The organism is Methylobacterium sp. JK268 (genome assembly GCF_054052225.1).
Genome location: NZ_JBSVZN010000003.1, coordinates 326,662 through 344,070, shown reverse-complemented (window position 1 = coordinate 344,070; position 17,409 = coordinate 326,662). Strand labels below are relative to the sequence as shown.

The window sequence follows — 17,409 nt, the reverse complement described above, 5'->3', positions numbered from 1 at the left end:
CGGTCAGCGGCGGGCCCGGAGCAGGGCGCGCGCCGCCGTCGGGCCGGCGATCTCGATCCCGAGCCCGCGCGCCAGGGCCGCGAGGGCGGCGACCTGGGCGGCGTTGTCCGGCGCGAGGCTGCCGTCCGGCCGGGCGAGGTTGTTCTCGAAGCCGACCCGCACGTCGCCGCCGAGGCAGGCGGCGGTGACGAGGCAGGCGGCCTCGCGGCGGCCGAAGGCGCAGAGCGACCACGGCAGGTCGAGGTGATGCCCGGAATTCCAGGCCTCCAGGAAGGGCAGGAGGTCGGCGGGGTCGGAGCGCTGGCCGGCGGCGTAGCGGCCGAGGACGAACAGGACGCTCGCCCGCCCCAGCGGGATCAGCCCGCGGGCAACCAGTCCTTGGAAGCGCGTGACGTCGCCCGCATCGTAGAGGATGTGCTGCACCAGGGCCCCGGCCGCAGCCTGCTCCGCCAGGAAGGCGGCGGCCTCCGCCTCGCCCTCGGGATCGGCGAAGAGTTCGCGCACGGCCGCCGAGAAGGCCTCCGGTTGCAGGGCGCGCATCGCCGCGATCTGCTCGGCGGGCGCGTAGACGCCGACCGACTCCGTGGTGACCTGGACGATCATGTCGGGCCCGGCCTCCCGGCGCACCGCCGCGATCGCGTCGCGGTAGCGGTCGACATCGAGGCTGTGCCGCTCCTCCGCGTCGCGCACGTGGAGGTGGATCATCGCGGCGCCGGCCTCGCGGCAGCGGGCCGCCTCCAGGCCGACCTCCCGCGCCGTGATCGGCAGGGCGGGATGGTCGGCCTTGGTCAGGCGCGCACCGTTCGGCGCGACGGCGATGATCAGGGGCTTCGTCACGACCTCTCCTCCGTCTCCGGCGCGCCGGGTTCGGGGGCCACCGTCACCCGCGCCCGCAGGATCTCGATCAGCGCCCGGTCGCGCCGGGCCTCCAGGGCCGCGACGGAGAGGCCGCCGGCCTCCTCGCCGATGCCCGCCACGATCGCCGCCCGCACCTCCGGGGTGAGCGTGGGCGTGCCGAGCGAGGCCCAGCGGCGCTCCTGGCTCGGGCCGAGATGCTCAAGGTAGTGGGCGATCCCGCCCGGGCCGCCGCCCAGGTGGTAGGTCATGTGCGCGCCCATCGCGGCCCAGCGCAGGCCCGGCCCGTGGCAGAGGGCGGCGTCGATGTCGGCGACGCTCGCCACCCCCTCGGCCACGAGGTTCACGGCCTCCCGGTAGAGCGCCGAGGCGAGGCGGTTGGCGATGTGGCCGGGCCGTTCGCGCCGCAGGATCACCGGGCGGCGCCCGAGGCCGCGGTAGAAGGCGGCGGCGCGGGCGGCCACGTCCTCGGTCCCCGCCACGATCTCGACGAGCGGCACGAGGTGGGGCGGGTTGAACGGGTGGGCGACGAGGACCCGCTCCGGCCGCGCGCAATCCGCCACGATGGCGCTGCGCAGGAGCGCCGAGGTGCTGCTCGCGATCAACGCCTCCGGCGGCAGCAGCCGGTCGATTTCGGCGAGGAGGGCGCGCTTCAGCGGCTCGGATTCCGGCGCGTTCTCCTGCACGAAGTCCGCGCCCTCGACGGCCGCCGCGACCTGCGCGGCGAAGTCGAGCCGGCCGGCGCCGGTGAGCCCGAACCCGGCGAGCTGCGCCCGGGCCTGCTCCACGAAGGCCCTCAGCCGTCCCTCGGCGCCCTCGGCCGGGTCGGTCGCGACGACGTCGAGGCCGTGGGCCGTGAACAGCGCGGCCCAGCTCGCCCCGACCGTGCCGCAGCCGATCACTGCGACGCGCCGCACGCCTGCCTCACTCCCCGCCATCCCGGATCCCTCCCGCGCCTCACCGCTTCGACCGCGGCCTTACCCGCGGCCCTTGCGGCCCTTGTATTTCGGCCGCTGGCCCGGAAATCCCTGCGTCGAGCGTCCCGTCGGCCGCTCGGTGAAGATCGGGATCTCCCGGTCGGTGCCCGGCCCCATCTCGTCGAGGGTGGGCTTGCGGATCCGGGTGCCCTCGTCCGAGACGCCCTTGCCCAGCGGGCCGGAGCCGAGCGGCTCCGCCGCGCCGCCGGTCCCGGGCGGCAGGTCGGCGTTGCGGCCGTAGCGCCGCTTGGCCCCGTAGCGGCCGGCCTGGTCCTCCACCGCCTCCTGGCGGGCCATGGGATCGTCCGCCACCGCGAGCTCCGTCGCCTGCAGGCGCTTGAGCTCGTCGCGCAGGCGGGCCGCCTCCTCGAAATCGAGGTCGGCGGCGGCCGCGCGCATGCGCTTCTCCAGGTCCGCCATCACGGCCTTGAGGTTGTGTCCGACCGTCACCGCGCCCTTGGCGAGGCCGGTGTCCACCTGGACGTGATCGCGCTCGAAAACGCTCTCCAGGATGTCGGCGATGTTGCGCTTCACGCTGTGGGGCGTGATGCCGTGCTCCGCGTTGTAGGCGAGCTGCTTGGCCCGCCGCCGCTCGGTCTCGGCGATGGCGCGGTCCATCGAGCCGGTGCGGTGGTCCGCGTAGAGGATCACCCGCCCGTCCGCGTTGCGGGCGGCCCGGCCGATCGTCTGGATCAGCGAGGTCTCGGAGCGGAGAAAACCCTCCTTGTCCGCGTCGAGGATCGCCACCAGGGCGCATTCCGGGATGTCGAGGCCCTCGCGCAGCAGGTTGATGCCGATCAGCACGTCGAAGGCGCCGAGGCGCAGGTCGCGGATGATCTCGATCCGTTCCAGCGTGTCGATGTCCGAGTGCATGTAGCGCACCCGCACGCCGTTCTCGTGCAGGTACTCGGTGAGGTCCTCGGCCATGCGCTTGGTGAGCGTGGTGACCAGCGTGCGGTAGCCGGCCTGCGCCACCTCCTTGACCTCGCCCAGCAGGTCGTCGACCTGGCTGCGGGCCGGGCGGATGATCACCTCCGGATCGACGAGGCCGGTCGGGCGGATGACCTGCTCGACGAAGACGCCGCCGGTCTGCTCCATCTCCCACTTGGCCGGCGTCGCCGAGACGTGGACCGATTGCGGGCGCATCGCGTCCCATTCCTCGAATCGCAGCGGCCGGTTGTCGAGGCAGGAGGGGAGGCGGAAGCCGTACTCGGCGAGCGTCGCCTTGCGGCGGAAGTCGCCCCGGTACATGCCGCCGATCTGCGAGACCGTGACGTGGCTCTCGTCCGTGAAGACGAGGGCGTTGTCCGGCAGGTACTCGAAAAGGGTCGGCGGCGGCTCGCCCGGCTTGCGGCCGGTGAGGTAGCGCGAGTAGTTCTCGATGCCGTTGCAGGCGCCCGTCGCCTCGATCATCTCCAGGTCGAAGGTGCAGCGCTGCTCCAGCCTCTGCGCCTCGATCAGCCGGCCCATCCGGGTCAGCTCCTCGACCCGCCACTTCAGCTCGTCCTTGATGCCCTTCACCGCCTGCTGCAGGGTCGGGCGGGGCGTCACGTAGTGGCTGTTGGCGTAGATCTTGACGAATTTCAGCGGGTTGATGGTCTTGCCGGTGAGCGGGTCGAACTCCGTGATCGCCTCGACCTCGTCCCCGAACAGGCCGATGCGCCAGCCGCGGTCCTCCAGGTGGGCCGGCCACAGCTCGATCACGTCGCCGCGCACCCGGAAGGTGCCGCGGGCGAAGTCGGACTGGATCCGCTTGTACTGCAGGGCGACGAGGTCAGCGATGAGCTGGCGCTGCTCGATCTTCTCGCCGAGCGTCACCGTGAAGGACATCGCCGTGTAGGTCTCGACCGAGCCGATGCCGTAGATGCAGGAGACCGAGGCGACGATGATGACGTCGTCGCGCTCCAGCAGCGCCCGGGTGGCCGAGTGGCGCATCCGGTCGATCTGCTCGTTGATCGACGATTCCTTCTCGATGAAGGTATCGGACCGCGGCACGTAGGCCTCGGGCTGGTAGTAATCGTAGTAGGAAACGAAGTACTCGACGGCGTTGTCGGGGAAGAAGGACTTGAACTCACCGTAGAGCTGGGCGGCCAGCGTCTTGTTGGGGGCGAGGATCAGGGCGGGCCGCTGGGTCTCCTCGATGACCTTGGCCATCGTGAAGGTCTTGCCCGATCCGGTGACGCCGAGCAGCACCTGGTCGCGCTCGGCCCGCCGCACGCCCTCGACGAGGTCGGCAATGGCCTTGGGCTGGTCGCCGGCCGGGGTGAAGTCCGACTTCAGCCGGAAGGGCACGCCGCCCTCCGACTTCTGCGGCCGCTCGGGCCGGTGCGGCACCCAGGGCTGGCCGTCCTTGAACAGCGGGTTGCCCTCGGTGAGGAGCTTGGTGAGCGCGTCGATGGTCGCCGAGACGCCGGCGGTGGCCAACGAGCCGCCGGCCTCGTCCGGGAGATCGGGACCGTCGTCGCCGCTGCGCAGGCCGAGCGACTTCGCCAGCGCCGGATCGACGTCGGTGACGGTGCCGTGCGCGAACGCCGCCTGCGGCGCCTCGCCGAAGCCGGCCTCCGCCTTCTTCGGCCGCCCACGGCGCGGCTTCGGCGCCTCCGGGGCCGGCTGCGCGGGCAGGCGGTCGCGGTTGAGGGCCGGGTTCAGGAGTTCGGCGAGGAAGGGGTCCAGCGGCTTCAGCTCGGGCTTCGACGCCTTGGCCGAGGACGGGCGCGGTTTCTTCGGGGCGGGCATGCGCGGTAATATGGTGCCGAACCGCGCCGCGAGAAAGGCTGCGATGGGGACGGGTTGCCGCGCGGCCGCCGGATCACTTGCCCAGGTTGAAGAGGGGCCGTTGGGGATGCCCATGAAAACCATTGAACTGAGCGAGGTCGAATCGCACCTGTCGCAACTGGTGGACAGCGCCGCCGCGGGCGAGCCGTTCGTGATCGCCCGGGCGGGCCGGCCCCTCGTGAAGGTCGTCCCGGCTGCCGAGCCGCATGCGGGCGAGCCTCGCCGGCTCGGCTTCCTCAAGGGGCAGCTCGTGATTCCGGACGATCTCGACCGCCTCGGAGAGGATGACGTCCAAGGGCTGTTCGAAGGCCGATGAGGCTCCTCCTCGACACCCACCTGCTGCTCTGGGCGGCCGGTGCGCCGGAGCGCCTCTCGGAGGAGGCACGGAGACTGATCGAGGATCCGACCAACACGCCGCTCTTCAGTGCCGCGAGCCTGTGGGAGGTGGCCATCAAGAGCGGGCTCGGGCGGGACGATTTCGTCGTGGATGCGCGGGTTCTGCGTCACGCCTTGAGGGCGAACGGGTATGGCGAGGTGCCGGTTCTCGGGCGTCACGCCGTGGCGCTCGATCTGCTCCCGCCGCTGCACAAGGTTCCGTTCGACCGCATTCTGGTCGTGCAGGCGCTCGTGGAGGACGTCCTCCTGTTGACCAGCGACGCCATCGTCGCCCGCTATCCGGGTCGGATCCGATCCGTGTAGACCGCCGGTGACGCCGCGGCGGCAGAGCCCGGCCGGGCGCCTTCCGCATCACGGGGGAAACCAGCCATGTCCGACGCTCTCACGCCCCGGCCGGTCGATCCCGGCACGCGGATCGGTCACGTCCATCTCAAGGTCGCCGACCTCGACCGCGCGCTCGCCTTCTACTGCGGCGTGCTCGGCTTCTCGCTCATGCAGCGCTACGGCGAGCAGGCCGCCTTCGTCTCGGCCGGCGGCTACCACCACCATATCGGCCTCAATACCTGGGAGAGCCGCGGCGGCCCGCGCCCGGCCCCGGGCACGACGGGCCTCTACCACGCGGCGATCCTCTACCCGACGCGGGAGGCGCTCGCCGACGCGCTGGCGCGCCTCGACGCCGCCGGGATCCCACTGACGGGGGCCAGCGACCACGGCGTGAGCCAGGCCCTCTACCTCGACGACCCGGACGGGAACGGGCTCGAACTCTACTGGGACCGGCCGGAAGCCGAGTGGCCCCGCGACGCCGAGGGCGGGCTCCAGATGGTGACGCGGCGCCTCGACCTCGTCACGCTGCGGGCGCTCACTCCTGCGCGGGGGCCGGGGTCTTGAAGTAGGGTTCGACCGGACCCTTGAGCTTGATCGTCATCGGGTTGCCGAAGCGGTCGCGGGCGGCGCCGGCGACGAGCCGCACCCAGCCCTCGCTGACGCAGTACTCCTCGACATTGGTCTTCTCGACGCCCTTGAAGCGCACGCCCACGCCGCGCTCGAGGGCCGCTTCATCGTGGAACGGGCTGTTCGGATCCGTGCAGAGGCGGTCGGGAGGGGTGTCGGTCATCGCGGGGCTCGTCGCCTTCCTGGGCAAGGGGTGGCGCTCCCTAGCGGCTTCGGGCCGCCCTGCCAACCGGCCACCGGCCGTCCCGGCCCGCGGCACCTTCGACTTCACCATAGAACAAGTAAAATATTGAACCGATCCAATGTTTATGGATCGACTTGCCTCGTGCCGAAAATCATCGCATGACTTTCGCATCGATCGCCGCTGACGCAGATCCGGATGGATGACGGCGGAGATCCTCGTCCCGACGCTGCGAAGGAGGTCGCGATGGCGCGCGCGCTGAGCCTGATCCACGGCTGTCTCGGTCTGCTGCGGGAGGGCTGGCCGATGCCGCGCCTGCCGGTGGACGCCCTCGTCGCGCGCGTCGCCGAGACCCCGCGGAGCGCGGCGCGATGACCCGTCCCATCGGGGGGCAGGACGCCCTCGCCCAGGCGGTCACGCGCGCCTTCTGGGCCGCCCTGGAGCGCAACCCGATGCCGCCGATGGCGGCCCTCGAAACCGCCGCGCGGACGGTCGGGGATCTCTACCGGCAGGTGGCCGCGCTGCACGGGGATCGCCCGGTCTGCGGCTGCGGCTGGCGGCCGGAGCCCGACGAAGACCTGATGCGCCTCGAAGCGGCCCTCGGCGTGGCGATCTTCGAGGCCGCACCGCCGCTGGCACGCCTTCCCGCGGCGGGTCGCGCCTGACGACGGGGGCTCGCCGGGAGCGCGAAACCGTGTCAGCTTCCGCCCATGAGCACCGGAGGCCTCATGCGCGGCGCGTTCGACCACATCCTCCACTGGCGGCTGCTCCCGGGCTCCCACGCCTTCCCGGGCCCGGACGGCGGCACCTGCATCAACGAGGCGGCGGTCGTCGCGGCCGGGCTCCCGTACCGGACGATCCGCTCCTCAGCCGACTGCCCGCCCTGCTTCTCGCGCCCGCTCGCCGCCTACGCGCTGGGCCTGAACGACGCGATGCCGGATGCCGAACGCCCGCGCCTGATGGCCTTCGTGCTGCGCCTCTCCGGCACGGCGGACACGGCCGAGGTCGAGACCGCCCGCACGCACCACCTCACCCGGGAGACGGTCCGCCGCCTGCTGCCGCCGGTGCTCGCCATGGTGGGGCTCGGCCCGCAGGCGGAGGCCTGCCGCGACGCCACAGACCTCGCGGGTGCCGTCGCGGCCGCCCGGGCCGCGTCCTGGGCCGCCGGCGCGGTCGCCGACGCGGCCGGACGCCGCGGCGTCTGGGTGCGGGGCGCGCGCGCCGCCGCGGCCTGCCGCGCTGCCACCTTCGCCGCCGAGACCGATGCGCGAACGGCGGCCGATGCGGCGGAAGCCGCGGCGCTGTTCTCGCCCGCGATCTGGCCGGAGGCCGTGGCGATCCTCGACGAGGCGCTGGCGATCGGCCGCCAGGCGCCGGAGGTGCCGCTCGTCACGGCCCGCGCGCGTCTGGCCGCGGCGCGCGAGGCGGCGGCCGCCTGATCCGGCCGCCTCAGGTCTTCAGCACCAGGCAGGCGCCGCCGACGCCGCGGATGCGGTTGCACAGGGTCTCGGCGGCGGGGCGCGTCTCGGCCGGCACGCGGATCCGGTAGAAGGCCCGGGTCCCGCGGTTGCGGAACCGCGTCCCGATCACCATCGGGCGAACGTCGCCCAGGATCGACGCGTACTGGCTGCGGGCCCGACCGAACGCCGCCAGCGCGGCGGCCTTCGAGAAGTTGCCGGCGAGCTGGATGCCCCAGGGGGCGAGCGACGGGGTGCTGTCGGCGAAGTAGGTCTCGGTGCGGCCGCGGATCCGCAGCGCCGCCGTCACCTGCAGGCACAGGGTGCCGGCCGGTTCGGTGAGGTCGCCCTTCTGCTCCCCCTTCGCCTCGGCCGCCCAGTCATCGGCGCTGCGGCCGGTGATCGCCGCCACGTAGGCGCGGGTCTCGCCCGGAAGCCCGCCGCTCCCGGCGAGCCAGGCGGAGACCCGGCCCGACCCGCCATTGTAGGCCGCCGCCGCCAACCCGAGATTGCCGAAGCGCTTGCGCAGGTCGGAGAGCAGGCGCGCCGCGTGCGGGATCGCCTGCTCGGGGTCGAACGGGTCGACGAGGCCGCGCTCGGCGGCCGTGCCGGGCATGAACTGCGCCACGCCCTGCGCCCCCGCCCGGCTCACCACCCCGGGGCGGAAGCTGCTCTCCCGCCAGATCAGCCGGGTCAGGAAGGCGACGGGGAGGGACTGCGCCTTGGCGGAGCCCTCGATCAGGCGGCAGAGCGCCTGCTCGACGGATTCGGTGGCTGCCCCGGCGGGCTGAGCGCCGGCCGGATGCGTGAGAAGGGCCAGCAGGAACAGGCCGAGGAGAATCGGGCGAGTCACGCCCGAGGATGTAGCGCGGCTCAGACCGCCCGTCACATCGATTCGGGCAGGCGGTCGCCCTGGGCAAGATTGGAGAAGCGGGTGATCTCCGCGTCGAACTGCAGTTCCACCGTGCCGGTGGGACCGTGACGCTGCTTGCCGATGATGACTTCCGCCTTGCCGTAGACGCGGTTCATCTCGGCCTCCCAGGTGAAGAACTCCTCCGTGCCCTCGCGCGGCTTCTTGTTCTTGACGTAGTACTCCTCGCGGAAGACGAACAGAACCACGTCGGCGTCCTGCTCGATCGAACCGGATTCGCGCAGGTCCGAGAGCTGCGGGCGCTTGTCGTCGCGGGATTCGACCTGGCGTGACAGCTGCGACAGGGCGATGATCGGGACTTCGAGTTCCTTGGCCAGGGCCTTCATGCCGGTGGTGATCTCGGTCATCTCCTGCACGCGGTTCTCGCCCTTCTTGGCCGCGCCCGAGAGCAGCTGCAGGTAGTCGACCACCAGGAGGTCGAGGCCGCGCTGGCGCTTCAGCCGCCGCGCCCGGGCGGCGAGCTGGGCGATCGAGATGCCGCCGGTCTGGTCGATGTAGAACGGGATCGTCTGCATGTCCCGGGCGGCGTCGGTGATCTTGTAGAAGTCCTCCGGACGGATGTCGCCGCGGCGGATCTTGTAGGAGGCGACGCCCGATTGCTCGGCGATGATGCGGGTGGCGAGCTGCTCGGCCGACATCTCGAGGGAGAAGAAGCCGACGATCCCGCCGTTCACCGTCTTCATGGTGCCGTCGGGCTGCTTCTCGCCGACATAGGCCTTGGCGATGTTGAAGGCGATGTTGGTGGCGAGCGAGGTCTTGCCCATGCCGGGCCGGCCCGCCAGGATGATCAGGTCGGAGGGCTGCAGGCCGCCCATCTTGCCGTCGAGGTCCGACAGGCCGGTGGCGATGCCCGAGAGCCGCCCTTCGCGCTGGTAGGCCTTGGCGGCCATGTCCACCGCCGCGGTCAGCGCGTCGGAGAAGCGCTGGAAGCCGCCGTCGTACTTGCCGGTCTCGGCGAGTTCGTAGAGGCGGCGCTCCGTCGACTCGATCTGGTCGCGCGGCGAGGTCTCGACCGGGGCCTCGTAGGCGGCGTTGACGAGGTCCTCGCCGATGGTGATCAGGCGCCGCCGCAGGGCGAGGTCGTAGATCGTGCGGCCGTAATGCTCCGCGTTGATGACCGTGGTCGCCTCGGCGGCGAGGCGCGCGAGGTACTGGCTCACGGTCAGGCCGCCGAGATCGGCGTCGCCCAGGAAGGTCTTGAGGGTGATCGGGCTCGCGAGCTTGCCGGCCTTGATCAGGCTGACCGCCACCTCGAAGATCCGCCGGTGCACCTCCTCCATGAAGTGCTCGGGGATCAGGAAGTCCGAGACCCGGTAATAGGCGTCGTTGTTGACCAGGATCGCGCCGAGCAGGGCCTGTTCGGCGTCGATGTTGTGCGGCGCGACGCGGTACTCCTGCGCCACCGCCTCCAGGTTCGCCGTCAGGGTGCTCGGGATGGCCATCCGGCGTCTCCGTGGGGTTGTGCCCGGCGCGAGATGCGTTCGCGAGGCGATCCGGCGACCATGGCACCGGCAGGGTTGACCGAAGCTTGCGGGCGCGGCCCGAGGGCCACCCCAGCATCCCGCTCCGGGGAACGCAAACGGGGCCCGATGCCGTCGCACCGGACCCCCGCTATGCTGGAACGAAACCAGAACAAGTCAAGCCCGGAGGGCGGATTCTCCCCGCTCTCCCGGCTTTGCACCGCCTGTGCGCGACTCAGGGATCAGCGGTCGTCGGCGTCCGGGCCGGCCTCGGCCAGGGCGGCCCCGACCTCCAGGCCGAGTTCCTCCAGATCGAGCTCCTCGCGCTGGGTCGTGGACTCGCCGCGGGCCTGGCGCTCGGCCTCCTCGGGGCTGCGCGCGACGTTGACCGTCACGTTCACCTCGACCTCCGGGTGGAGCACCACCGGCACCGTGTGGAGGCCCAGCGTCTTGATCGGCTGGTTGAGGCTGAACTGCTCACGGGCGACCGTGAAGCCGTTCTGGGTCAGCACCTCGGCGAGGTCGCGGGTCGAGACCGAGCCGTAGAGCACGCCCGTCTCGCCGGACTGGCGGATGAGCACGAAGCTCTGCCCGTCGAGCTTCTCGGCGACGGCCTGGGCCTCGTTGCGGCGCTCCAGGTTGCGGGCCTCGAGCTGGACGCGCTGGTCCTCGAAGCGCTTCTTGTTCGCCTCGGTGGCGCGCAGGGCCTTGCCGCGGGCGAGCAGGTAGTTGCGGGCGAAACCGGCGCGGACCTTCACGGTCTCGCCCATCTGGCCGAGCTTGGCCACGCGCTCGAGCAGGATCACTTCCATCGTCGTCACTCCTTCAAGGTTGGATGGGTTGGGGACGGGCCTGACCGGCCCGGTTCAGGACGGCGTCGCCGCCGCGGCGCGGCGGCGCAGGCCGAGGAGGCTGTCGGCGAGCCCGAACAGGGCGAGCGCGGTGAGCGCGATTCCCTGCGTCAGGAAGAGGAGCAGGTAGAGGCCGATCAGCAGCGGCACCCGGCCGGGCTTGCCGCGGCTGCGGTCGTGAAGGGCCGCGAGGCCCTGAAGGGCGAAGGTGGCGGCGAGCGCCCCCACCAGCCCGACGCCGAAGGTGCCGACGTAGCCCGGCGCCAGGGCGAGGGCGATCGCGACGGCGAGGCCGATCGGCGCGCCACGGGGCATCGCGGTCGACGGGATGTCCGGCCAGGGCCGGGGCAGGCGGCCCGACAGGTGCACGATGCGGCCGGCCGCCCAGAGGTAGACGGCGAGCAGCAGCGTGAAGGTGGTGCCCATCACGGCCGGCGCCAGCCGGGCCAGCCGATCGGCGAGGTGCGCCACCTCGCCCTCGGGCAGGCCGCCCGGCTCACCCGCCTGCATCTCGATCTGCAGCACGCCTCGGGCGATCCGCCGGATGCGATCCTCGTAGGCGGCGTGGTCGCCCGAGGTGAGGATCACCACGAGGATCAACGCCAGGGCGGCGGTCACGGCGATCCAGGCGAGTAGGCGGCCGAGCGGGTACCATTCCATCGCGCCGGGGATGCCGGCGGCGGGGCGGCCGAGGAGCGCGAGGTAGCCGAGCCACCACGCGGGCAGGGCCGTCGAGACCAGGAAGGCGAGGCCGCGCAGGGGGGAGGCCGCGAGCATCAGCGCGGCGGTGCCGGTCGCGGCGGCGACGAGCCCGGTGCGGTGCCGCCAGCCGAGCGAGACGATCAGCACCGGCAGGGGCGCGAGCAGGTAGAGGAGGAGCGCCAGGGGCGTCGCGGCGACGATCGCGCCGATCAGGAGCGCCGAGGCGAGGCCGGCGACGACGCCGATGCCGAGGGAAGGGGCCATGGATCCGTCCGCTGTCCCGCTGCCGGGTTCGGCAGGGTTAGGGGCACTCGGCCCCAGCGACCCCGGCGGCCTCGTGACCGCCGGGTTGAGAAAGCGTTGCGCGCCGCTGCTTAGCGGATCACGTAGGGGAGGAAGCCGAGGAAGCGGGCGCGCTTGATCGCCTGGGCGAGCTCGCGCTGCTTCTTGGCCGACACCGCCGTGATGCGGGAGGGCACGATCTTGCCGCGCTCCGACACGTAGCGGGAGAGCAGCTTCACGTCCTTGTAGTCGATCTTCGGGGCGTTGGGGCCCGAGAAGGGGCAGGTCTTGCGCCGACGGAAGAACGGACGACGGCCACCGCCGCCACCAGCACCGAATGCCATGATCAGCCCTCCTCGTTCCGCTCGCCGGCAAAGCCGTCGTCATCGCGACGGCGGCCGCGCTCGCGGTCCTTGCGCTCGTCGCGGTCGCGCTTCTGCATCATCGCGGAGGGCTCGGCCTCCAGCGCCTCGACCCGGATGGTCATGAAGCGCAGGATGTCCTCCGAGATCCGCATCTGCCGCTCCATCTCGGCCAGCGCGTCCGGCGGGGCGTCGATGTTGAGGAGCGTGAAGTGCGCCTTGCGGTTCTTCTTGATGCGGTAGGCGAGGGACTTGACGCCCCACATCTCGGTCTTCTCGACCTTGCCGCCGTTCGACTCGATGATGCCCTTGTAGGCTTCGATCATCGTTTCGACCTGCTGCGAGGTCACGTCCTGGCGGGCCAGGAACACGTGCTCGTACAGAGCCATGATGGGCCTTTCGTCGGGATGAAGGCCGTCGTGCCGGAGTGTGACGTCTGGCGGTCGGGCCCGGTTCTCACTCGCGTCGCACGGCGCCAAGCCCTTCGAGCCTGCAAAGGCCCGAGCGGTTGTTCGAAGGCGGAGACACGGGACGCCGGGGCGCGAACCCCTCATGCCGACGAGCGGCACCGTCCGTTCAGCCCCCGGCCGGAGCGAACGCGAGGCGCGGCGTATAGCAGGTTTTCGCCGGGTGGCAAGGACGAAGCCGGGATCGAGCCGGCGGAACGAATGGCCCGCCTCGGGCCGAGGGTCTGCGCAGCGGCGTCGACACCGCGCCGAACGGGCCGTCCGTGTCGGCTCTCGCCGGAGAGGCGAACCGGGATGCGCCGAGGAGCACCGTCGTCAGATCATCGGGGACATGAATCGCGTTCGTGGCGCGAACGAGTTTGCGAAATTAGGTTTCACCTGCAGCCAATTAGCGTCAATCTCAAATCCGATATGTGAGATATCGGTCCTAGTAAGGGTAACTCCGAAAAATTCATTCACTCCAATTGTTTACATTGATCGGAGAAGGTGCAGGCTGAAGACGCCGCCCTCGCCCAGCCGCACCTCCTCGGGCATCCAGGCCGCTCCTACGTCGCGGGTCGCGCGAGCGAGCAGGTTCAGGTGCAGGGCGGCCGTCAGGCCGTCGCTGCCGCCAGAGGCGCGCTGGCGGCCGGCCGGGTCGAGGAGGGCCTCGTCCCGGTCCAGCCGACTCCGGCTCACGGCCGCGGATCTTCCCCGTCGGCGGCGGGCGCCAGGAACGCCCCGCCGCGCAGGTCCTGGACGATCTGCGCGGGATCCGCCTGCGTCTCCGCCTCGCGGCGGCGGAACGGGCAGGTCCAGCCCTCGCCGACGAGGCGGCCGGAATATTGCCGCGCCTCCGACGCCTCGCCGTGCCGCGCCAGCATCGGGTTGATCGAGCCGGTCCAGGCGCGGTCGCGCTCCAGGATCGCGGCCCGCAGCCCCTCGTAGCGGCCCTCCGCCCGCAGGCGCTCGAACTGGTCGCGCAGATTGAACACCAGGACCGGAACCTCGAAGCGCCGGGCGGGCCGGCTCGCGCCGGGATGCAGCCCGACCACGAAGAACGCCTCGCCGCCGAGGCTGAGGCCGAAATGCGGGTCGTCCGGGTCGGCCCGCACGCGGTGGTCGTAGGGCAGGCCGGTGCGGCTGTCCCGGTCGGAGAGGGCCTGAAGGCGGGTCCACAGGTGCCGCTCGAACGCCTCCTCGGTCAGGGCGGTCGGCCCCGCGAAGACGACGGCGAAGCTCTGGAACAGGCCCGGCGCCGCCCGGCACCGCGCCACGAAGGCGAGGAGCGCCGGGTAGAGGCGGTCGTCGTCCCGCCCGCAGGCGAGGTCCCCCGCCACCACCACGCGCAACTGCCCGCGGCCCAGCGCCGATTTGGCCCCGACGCACGGGAAGACCGGGCGCCGCACGAAATCCTTGAACCGCGCGGTCAAGGGGTGGTCGGAATCATCCACAGGATAAATCATGGGCACGCGGAACAACAATCCATGAGGAGGACAGGATAACGGTACAGCTGATCCAGAGTCGGACCGCGCCGGCCGCAAAGAGAACGCCGCGGGAGAGTCAGGCGTGACTCTCCCGCGGCGGCGGATCAACACGACCCCGCCGGGGATGTTCCTCGACGATTCAGCGTTGCGACCACCATGCATGTGGATGGCGTCAGGCGATCAGGCGAGATCGACGGCGTAGCGGATCGGCTTGAAGGCGTAGTTGTTCGATTGCAGCGCCGAGCAGGCGGTGAGCCCGATCACGAGGTCGGCCTCTGCCTCGAACACGGTGCGGTCACCGGCGCGGCTGAGCGGCGGCTTCACGGCGACGGCGCCGGTCTCCCCGTCGACGGCGACGTGCATGAAGACGTTGAAGGCGACCGGGATCCGGTCCGGCGCGACGCCCCAGGGCGCCAGGGCGCGGGCGAGGTTGCCGAAGCAGCCGTGATGCGGGTGCGCGTCGCCATAGATGATGCGGAAGGTGTCGGCCGAGCAGGGCGTGAGCAGGAAATCGTGCCGCCCCACCGTATCCTCGACGATGCGCAGCAGGATTGTGCTGCGGTTGGAGTAGATCGCATCCCCGGTGGTGAGGAAGATCCGGCCGACATAGTCGATCGTGCGCCCGGACGAGATCACCTCGTCGATGTCGTCGCGCCGGAAGGCGAGGAGGTCCGCGACCTGCTCGCCGCAGGGATCGATCACGGTCAGGCGCTGGCCGCGATCGAGCGGGAAAGCGACCCCCGAGCGCGGCGGTATCTCGTAGGTCCGGCCCGGAACCGGCGGCTCACCCTTCTGCGACATCTGCGGCCTCTCTCGTGTCGAACCGGGGCTGCAACGTTCGGGACAGCGGGCGGATGCGCGGCGCAACGCCGCGCTGTCCGGCGGCAGGAACAAGGCGGCGGCCCGGAGGCTTGAGCCCCGCATCCCCCGACCGACCGACGCGGCGCCATCATCGCTCCATGATCCTTCCAAGCCCGGACACGACCGGCGACGTCGCTCTCGTTCTCGGCGGCGGCAACGCCCTCGGGGCCTACCTGGCCGGCGCCTGCGAGGCCCTGATCGCGGCCGATCGGCTGCCCCGCCGGATCGTCGGCGTGTCAATCGGCGCGGTCACGACGGCCCTCCTCGCGGGCAACCCGCCGGACCAGCGCGTCGCGCGCCTGCGGGCTTTCTGGGACGAGGCGGCGAGCCGCACGACCCGGGCGCCGGCGGGCGGCCTCGGTCTGCGCCAGGCCTATAACGGGCTCCACGCGGTGCTGGCCGTCCTGGCGGGCCAGCCCTCCGTCTTTCGCCAGCGCTTCCCCGGCCTGCTGTCGGCGCTGCCCTGGATGCCCGACGACGTCGCCCTCTACGACCTCGCGCCGCTGCGCGAGACCCTCGAACGGCTCGTCGATTTCGATCGCCTGAACCGGGGCGACATTCATGTCACGCTCGGCGCCGTGGACGTGGAGACCGGGGACGAGGTTCTGTTCGACAACGCCCGCGAGGTGATCGGGCCGGACCACGTGCTGGCCAGCGCCTCGATCCTGCCGGCCTTTCCGCCGGTCGAGATCGGCGGGCGCCTGCTCTGCGACATGGGCTACACGAACAACGTGCCGATCGACGTGGTCCTGGCCGATCCCCCGGAGCGGGACCTGCTCTGCATCGCGGTGGAGCCCTTCAGCCTGCGGGCGCCGCGCCCGCGGAGCCTCGACGCCGTGCTGGAGCGGGCGCACGACCTCGTCTTCGCCAGCGCGACCCGCCGCACCGTGGCGGCGCTCCGGCGCGAGTACCGGCTGCGCGCGGCGGCCGGGCCGGGGGTGCCGCGGGCGGCGCTGCTGCACCTCGCCTATGGCGGCGGACCCGACGAGGTGGCGGCCAAGACCCTCGACTTCTCCCCCTCGTCGCTCCGCGACCGCTGGGCGGCGGGCCGGCGAGACATGGAGGCGGGGTTCGCCCTCTTGCGAGAGACCGCCCCGGGCACCGAGCCGCTCACCTACCTGCCGGTGCCGAGCACGGCGCGGCGGGCGTGAGGACGGCCGGTGCGCTCATCCCATCTCGAGCGGCACGTCGAGGGTGCAGGTCACGCCCTCCGGCTCGTAGCGCAGGACGACCTCGCCGCCGAGTTCGCCGACGAGACCGCGCTCGATCATCCGCGTGCCGAATCCCTGGCGCGTCGGCGGCGCCACGGTCGGGCCTCCGCGCTCCTCCCAGCGCAGTTGAAGGCTCAGGCGCGACTCGCGAAGGGTCGCGCCGCCATCGGCCATCCGCCACGTCACCGAGACCGTGCCGACGGCATTCGACAGGGCCCCGTACTTGATCGCGTTGGTGGCGAGTTCGTGCAGCACCATCGCCAGCGCCAGGGCGACGCGGGCGGAGACGCGGATGGGATTGCCCTGCCAGGAGCAGCGCTGGCCGTCCCCGCCGTGGAGCCGCAGGGCGTCGGCGACGATCTGGGACAGGTCCGCACCCTGCCAGTTCTCGTCGGTGAGCACGTCGTGCGCCTTGGCCAGCGCGATCAGCCGCGCGGTGATCGCCTCGCGCGCCTCGGCCAGGGACGCGGCGCTGCGCAGGGTCTGGATCGAGAAGGCCTGGACCGTCGCCAGGGTGTTCTTCACGCGGTGGTTCAATTCGTCGAGGAGCAGCGCCTGATGCTCCTCGGCCTTCTTCTGGACGGTGCGGTCGCGCAGGATCTTCAGGAAGCCCGCGAGCGCCCCGCCGTCGTCGCGCAGGGGCATCATCAGGCCGTTTGCCCAGAAGCGGCTGCCGTCCCGGCGCAGGTGCCAGCGGTCGTCCTCGGCGCGGCCGTTGGTGACCGCGAGCCGCATCTCGGCCTCCGCGATCGCGGCGCGGTCGTCGTCGGGCGTGAAGATCAGGTTGACCGGCTGACCGATCGCTTCGTCCTCGCGCCAGCCGAGGAGCGTCTCCGCCCCGGTGTTCCAGCCCGTGATGCGGCCCGCGAGGTCGGTCGTGAAGATCGCGTAATCCTTGGCGCTCTCCACCGCCAGGCGGTAGCGGGCCTCGCTCGCCGCGATTGCCAGCCGCTCGGCGTGCAGCGCCGCGTTGGCCCGCTCCAGCTCCGCCACCCGCTCCTGCGCCAGGGCGAGTTCGGCCCGCGCGTCGGCGAGTTCGCGCTCGTGCCCGGCATGGCTGGTGGGGGTCTCCGCGGCGGCGCGGCGGGTCGCCTCGTCGAGGGAGCGGCGCAGACGCGCCAATTCGGCCTCGAGCTCCGCTTCCCGCTCGGACGCGCAGGCGGCTGGCTCTTCACACTCGGTCACCCGACACTCCCGCCGTCATCGCCTGAACAACTCGTCGGT

At 71.8% G+C, this 17,409-nt stretch carries 21 protein-coding genes; 7 read left to right on the top strand and 14 right to left on the bottom strand.

Annotated features, from left to right (window positions below; translation table 11 throughout):
* Positions 1 to 3 precede the first annotated feature (3 nt).
* Genes ACW9J6_RS05495 through uvrB form a run of 3 tightly spaced genes read right to left on the bottom strand, consistent with a single transcriptional unit; the run spans position 4 to position 4,568 of the window.
* Positions 4 to 837: a 3-keto-5-aminohexanoate cleavage protein gene (locus ACW9J6_RS05495; protein ID WP_457115434.1), complete on the bottom strand. Its 834-nt coding sequence runs from the start codon at positions 835 to 837 to the stop codon at positions 4 to 6.
* Complete coding sequence (locus ACW9J6_RS05490; protein ID WP_457115433.1) at positions 834 to 1,793, bottom strand: 3-hydroxyacyl-CoA dehydrogenase NAD-binding domain-containing protein; 960 nt, start codon at positions 1,791 to 1,793, stop codon at positions 834 to 836. Before ACW9J6_RS05490 ends, ACW9J6_RS05495 begins: the two co-directional genes overlap by 4 nt.
* Positions 1,794 to 1,832: 39 nt before the next feature.
* The gene (uvrB, locus tag ACW9J6_RS05485) at positions 1,833 to 4,568 is read right to left on the bottom strand and encodes an excinuclease ABC subunit UvrB (RefSeq protein WP_457115432.1); all 2,736 of its coding nucleotides are present in this window, start codon (positions 4,566 to 4,568) and stop codon (positions 1,833 to 1,835) included.
* Positions 4,569 to 4,578: 10 nt separating this feature from the next.
* Between uvrB and ACW9J6_RS05480 the strand changes: the two genes are divergently transcribed.
* From ACW9J6_RS05480 to ACW9J6_RS05470, 3 genes are all read left to right on the top strand, one after another.
* Positions 4,579 to 4,923 carry a type II toxin-antitoxin system Phd/YefM family antitoxin gene (locus tag ACW9J6_RS05480; protein WP_457115431.1) on the top strand — a complete coding sequence of 115 codons (345 nt, stop codon included), beginning with the start codon at positions 4,579 to 4,581 and terminating at the stop codon, positions 4,921 to 4,923.
* A complete protein-coding gene (locus ACW9J6_RS05475; protein WP_457115430.1) occupies positions 4,920 to 5,306 on the top strand; it encodes a type II toxin-antitoxin system VapC family toxin in 387 nt (128 codons plus the stop codon). The genes ACW9J6_RS05480 and ACW9J6_RS05475 overlap by 4 nt, the downstream gene beginning before the upstream one ends.
* A gap of 66 nt (positions 5,307 to 5,372) precedes the next feature.
* The gene (locus ACW9J6_RS05470; RefSeq protein WP_457115429.1) at positions 5,373 to 5,891 is read left to right on the top strand and encodes a VOC family protein; all 519 of its coding nucleotides are present in this window, start codon (positions 5,373 to 5,375) and stop codon (positions 5,889 to 5,891) included.
* Here the strand turns inward: ACW9J6_RS05470 and ACW9J6_RS05465 are convergent.
* Positions 5,863 to 6,117 carry a DUF3297 family protein gene (locus tag ACW9J6_RS05465; RefSeq protein ID WP_457115428.1) on the bottom strand — a complete coding sequence of 85 codons (255 nt, stop codon included), beginning with the start codon at positions 6,115 to 6,117 and terminating at the stop codon, positions 5,863 to 5,865. The two genes, ACW9J6_RS05470 and ACW9J6_RS05465, sit on opposite strands and share 29 nt — an antisense overlap.
* 264 nt (positions 6,118 to 6,381) lie before the next feature.
* On the opposite strand from ACW9J6_RS05465, the gene ACW9J6_RS05460 reads away from it, so the two are divergent.
* From ACW9J6_RS05460 to ACW9J6_RS05450, 3 genes are all read left to right on the top strand, one after another.
* Complete coding sequence (locus ACW9J6_RS05460; RefSeq protein WP_457115427.1) at positions 6,382 to 6,510, top strand: hypothetical protein; 129 nt, start codon at positions 6,382 to 6,384, stop codon at positions 6,508 to 6,510.
* Complete coding sequence (locus ACW9J6_RS05455; protein ID WP_457115426.1) at positions 6,507 to 6,800, top strand: hypothetical protein; 294 nt, start codon at positions 6,507 to 6,509, stop codon at positions 6,798 to 6,800. Before ACW9J6_RS05460 ends, ACW9J6_RS05455 begins: the two co-directional genes overlap by 4 nt.
* 63 nt (positions 6,801 to 6,863) lie before the next feature.
* Complete coding sequence (locus ACW9J6_RS05450) at positions 6,864 to 7,574, top strand: hypothetical protein (protein WP_457115425.1); 711 nt, start codon at positions 6,864 to 6,866, stop codon at positions 7,572 to 7,574.
* Between the two features lie 10 nt (positions 7,575 to 7,584).
* Here the strand turns inward: ACW9J6_RS05450 and ACW9J6_RS05445 are convergent, their stop codons facing one another.
* The 9 genes from ACW9J6_RS05445 to ACW9J6_RS05405 form a co-directional block, all read right to left on the bottom strand.
* Positions 7,585 to 8,421, bottom strand: coding sequence for a lytic transglycosylase domain-containing protein (locus ACW9J6_RS05445; RefSeq protein ID WP_457115462.1), 837 nt, complete (start codon positions 8,419 to 8,421; stop codon positions 7,585 to 7,587).
* A gap of 56 nt (positions 8,422 to 8,477) precedes the next feature.
* On the bottom strand, positions 8,478 to 9,965 hold the full coding sequence (locus ACW9J6_RS05440) for a replicative DNA helicase (RefSeq protein WP_457115424.1): 1,488 nt from the start codon (positions 9,963 to 9,965) through the stop codon (positions 8,478 to 8,480).
* A gap of 260 nt (positions 9,966 to 10,225) precedes the next feature.
* Positions 10,226 to 10,795, bottom strand: a complete 570-nt coding sequence (gene rplI, locus ACW9J6_RS05435) for a 50S ribosomal protein L9 (protein WP_457115423.1) — start codon at positions 10,793 to 10,795, stop codon at positions 10,226 to 10,228.
* A gap of 54 nt (positions 10,796 to 10,849) precedes the next feature.
* Positions 10,850 to 11,800, bottom strand: a complete 951-nt coding sequence (locus ACW9J6_RS05430) for a DUF2232 domain-containing protein (RefSeq protein ID WP_457115422.1) — start codon at positions 11,798 to 11,800, stop codon at positions 10,850 to 10,852.
* A gap of 110 nt (positions 11,801 to 11,910) precedes the next feature.
* A complete protein-coding gene (gene rpsR, locus ACW9J6_RS05425; RefSeq protein WP_012332436.1) occupies positions 11,911 to 12,162 on the bottom strand; it encodes a 30S ribosomal protein S18 in 252 nt (83 codons plus the stop codon).
* A gap of 2 nt (positions 12,163 to 12,164) precedes the next feature.
* Positions 12,165 to 12,569 carry a 30S ribosomal protein S6 gene (rpsF, locus tag ACW9J6_RS05420; RefSeq protein WP_457115421.1) on the bottom strand — a complete coding sequence of 135 codons (405 nt, stop codon included), beginning with the start codon at positions 12,567 to 12,569 and terminating at the stop codon, positions 12,165 to 12,167.
* Between the two features lie 546 nt (positions 12,570 to 13,115).
* On the bottom strand, positions 13,116 to 13,325 hold the full coding sequence (locus tag ACW9J6_RS05415) for a hypothetical protein (protein WP_457115420.1): 210 nt from the start codon (positions 13,323 to 13,325) through the stop codon (positions 13,116 to 13,118).
* Positions 13,322 to 14,092 carry a guanitoxin biosynthesis heme-dependent pre-guanitoxin N-hydroxylase GntA gene (gntA, locus tag ACW9J6_RS05410; protein WP_457115461.1) on the bottom strand — a complete coding sequence of 257 codons (771 nt, stop codon included), beginning with the start codon at positions 14,090 to 14,092 and terminating at the stop codon, positions 13,322 to 13,324. Before gntA ends, ACW9J6_RS05415 begins: the two co-directional genes overlap by 4 nt.
* 201 nt (positions 14,093 to 14,293) lie before the next feature.
* Positions 14,294 to 14,914, bottom strand: a complete 621-nt coding sequence (locus ACW9J6_RS05405) for a DUF1989 domain-containing protein (protein ID WP_457115419.1) — start codon at positions 14,912 to 14,914, stop codon at positions 14,294 to 14,296.
* Positions 14,915 to 15,072: 158 nt separating this feature from the next.
* On the opposite strand from ACW9J6_RS05405, the gene ACW9J6_RS05400 reads away from it, so the two are divergent.
* A complete protein-coding gene (locus ACW9J6_RS05400) occupies positions 15,073 to 16,125 on the top strand; it encodes a patatin-like phospholipase family protein (RefSeq protein WP_457115418.1) in 1,053 nt (350 codons plus the stop codon).
* Between the two features lie 15 nt (positions 16,126 to 16,140).
* Here ACW9J6_RS05400 and ACW9J6_RS05395 read toward each other — a convergent pair whose 3' ends face one another.
* Complete coding sequence (locus ACW9J6_RS05395) at positions 16,141 to 17,370, bottom strand: sensor histidine kinase (RefSeq protein ID WP_457115417.1); 1,230 nt, start codon at positions 17,368 to 17,370, stop codon at positions 16,141 to 16,143.
* Between the last annotated feature and the right edge of the window lie 39 nt (positions 17,371 to 17,409).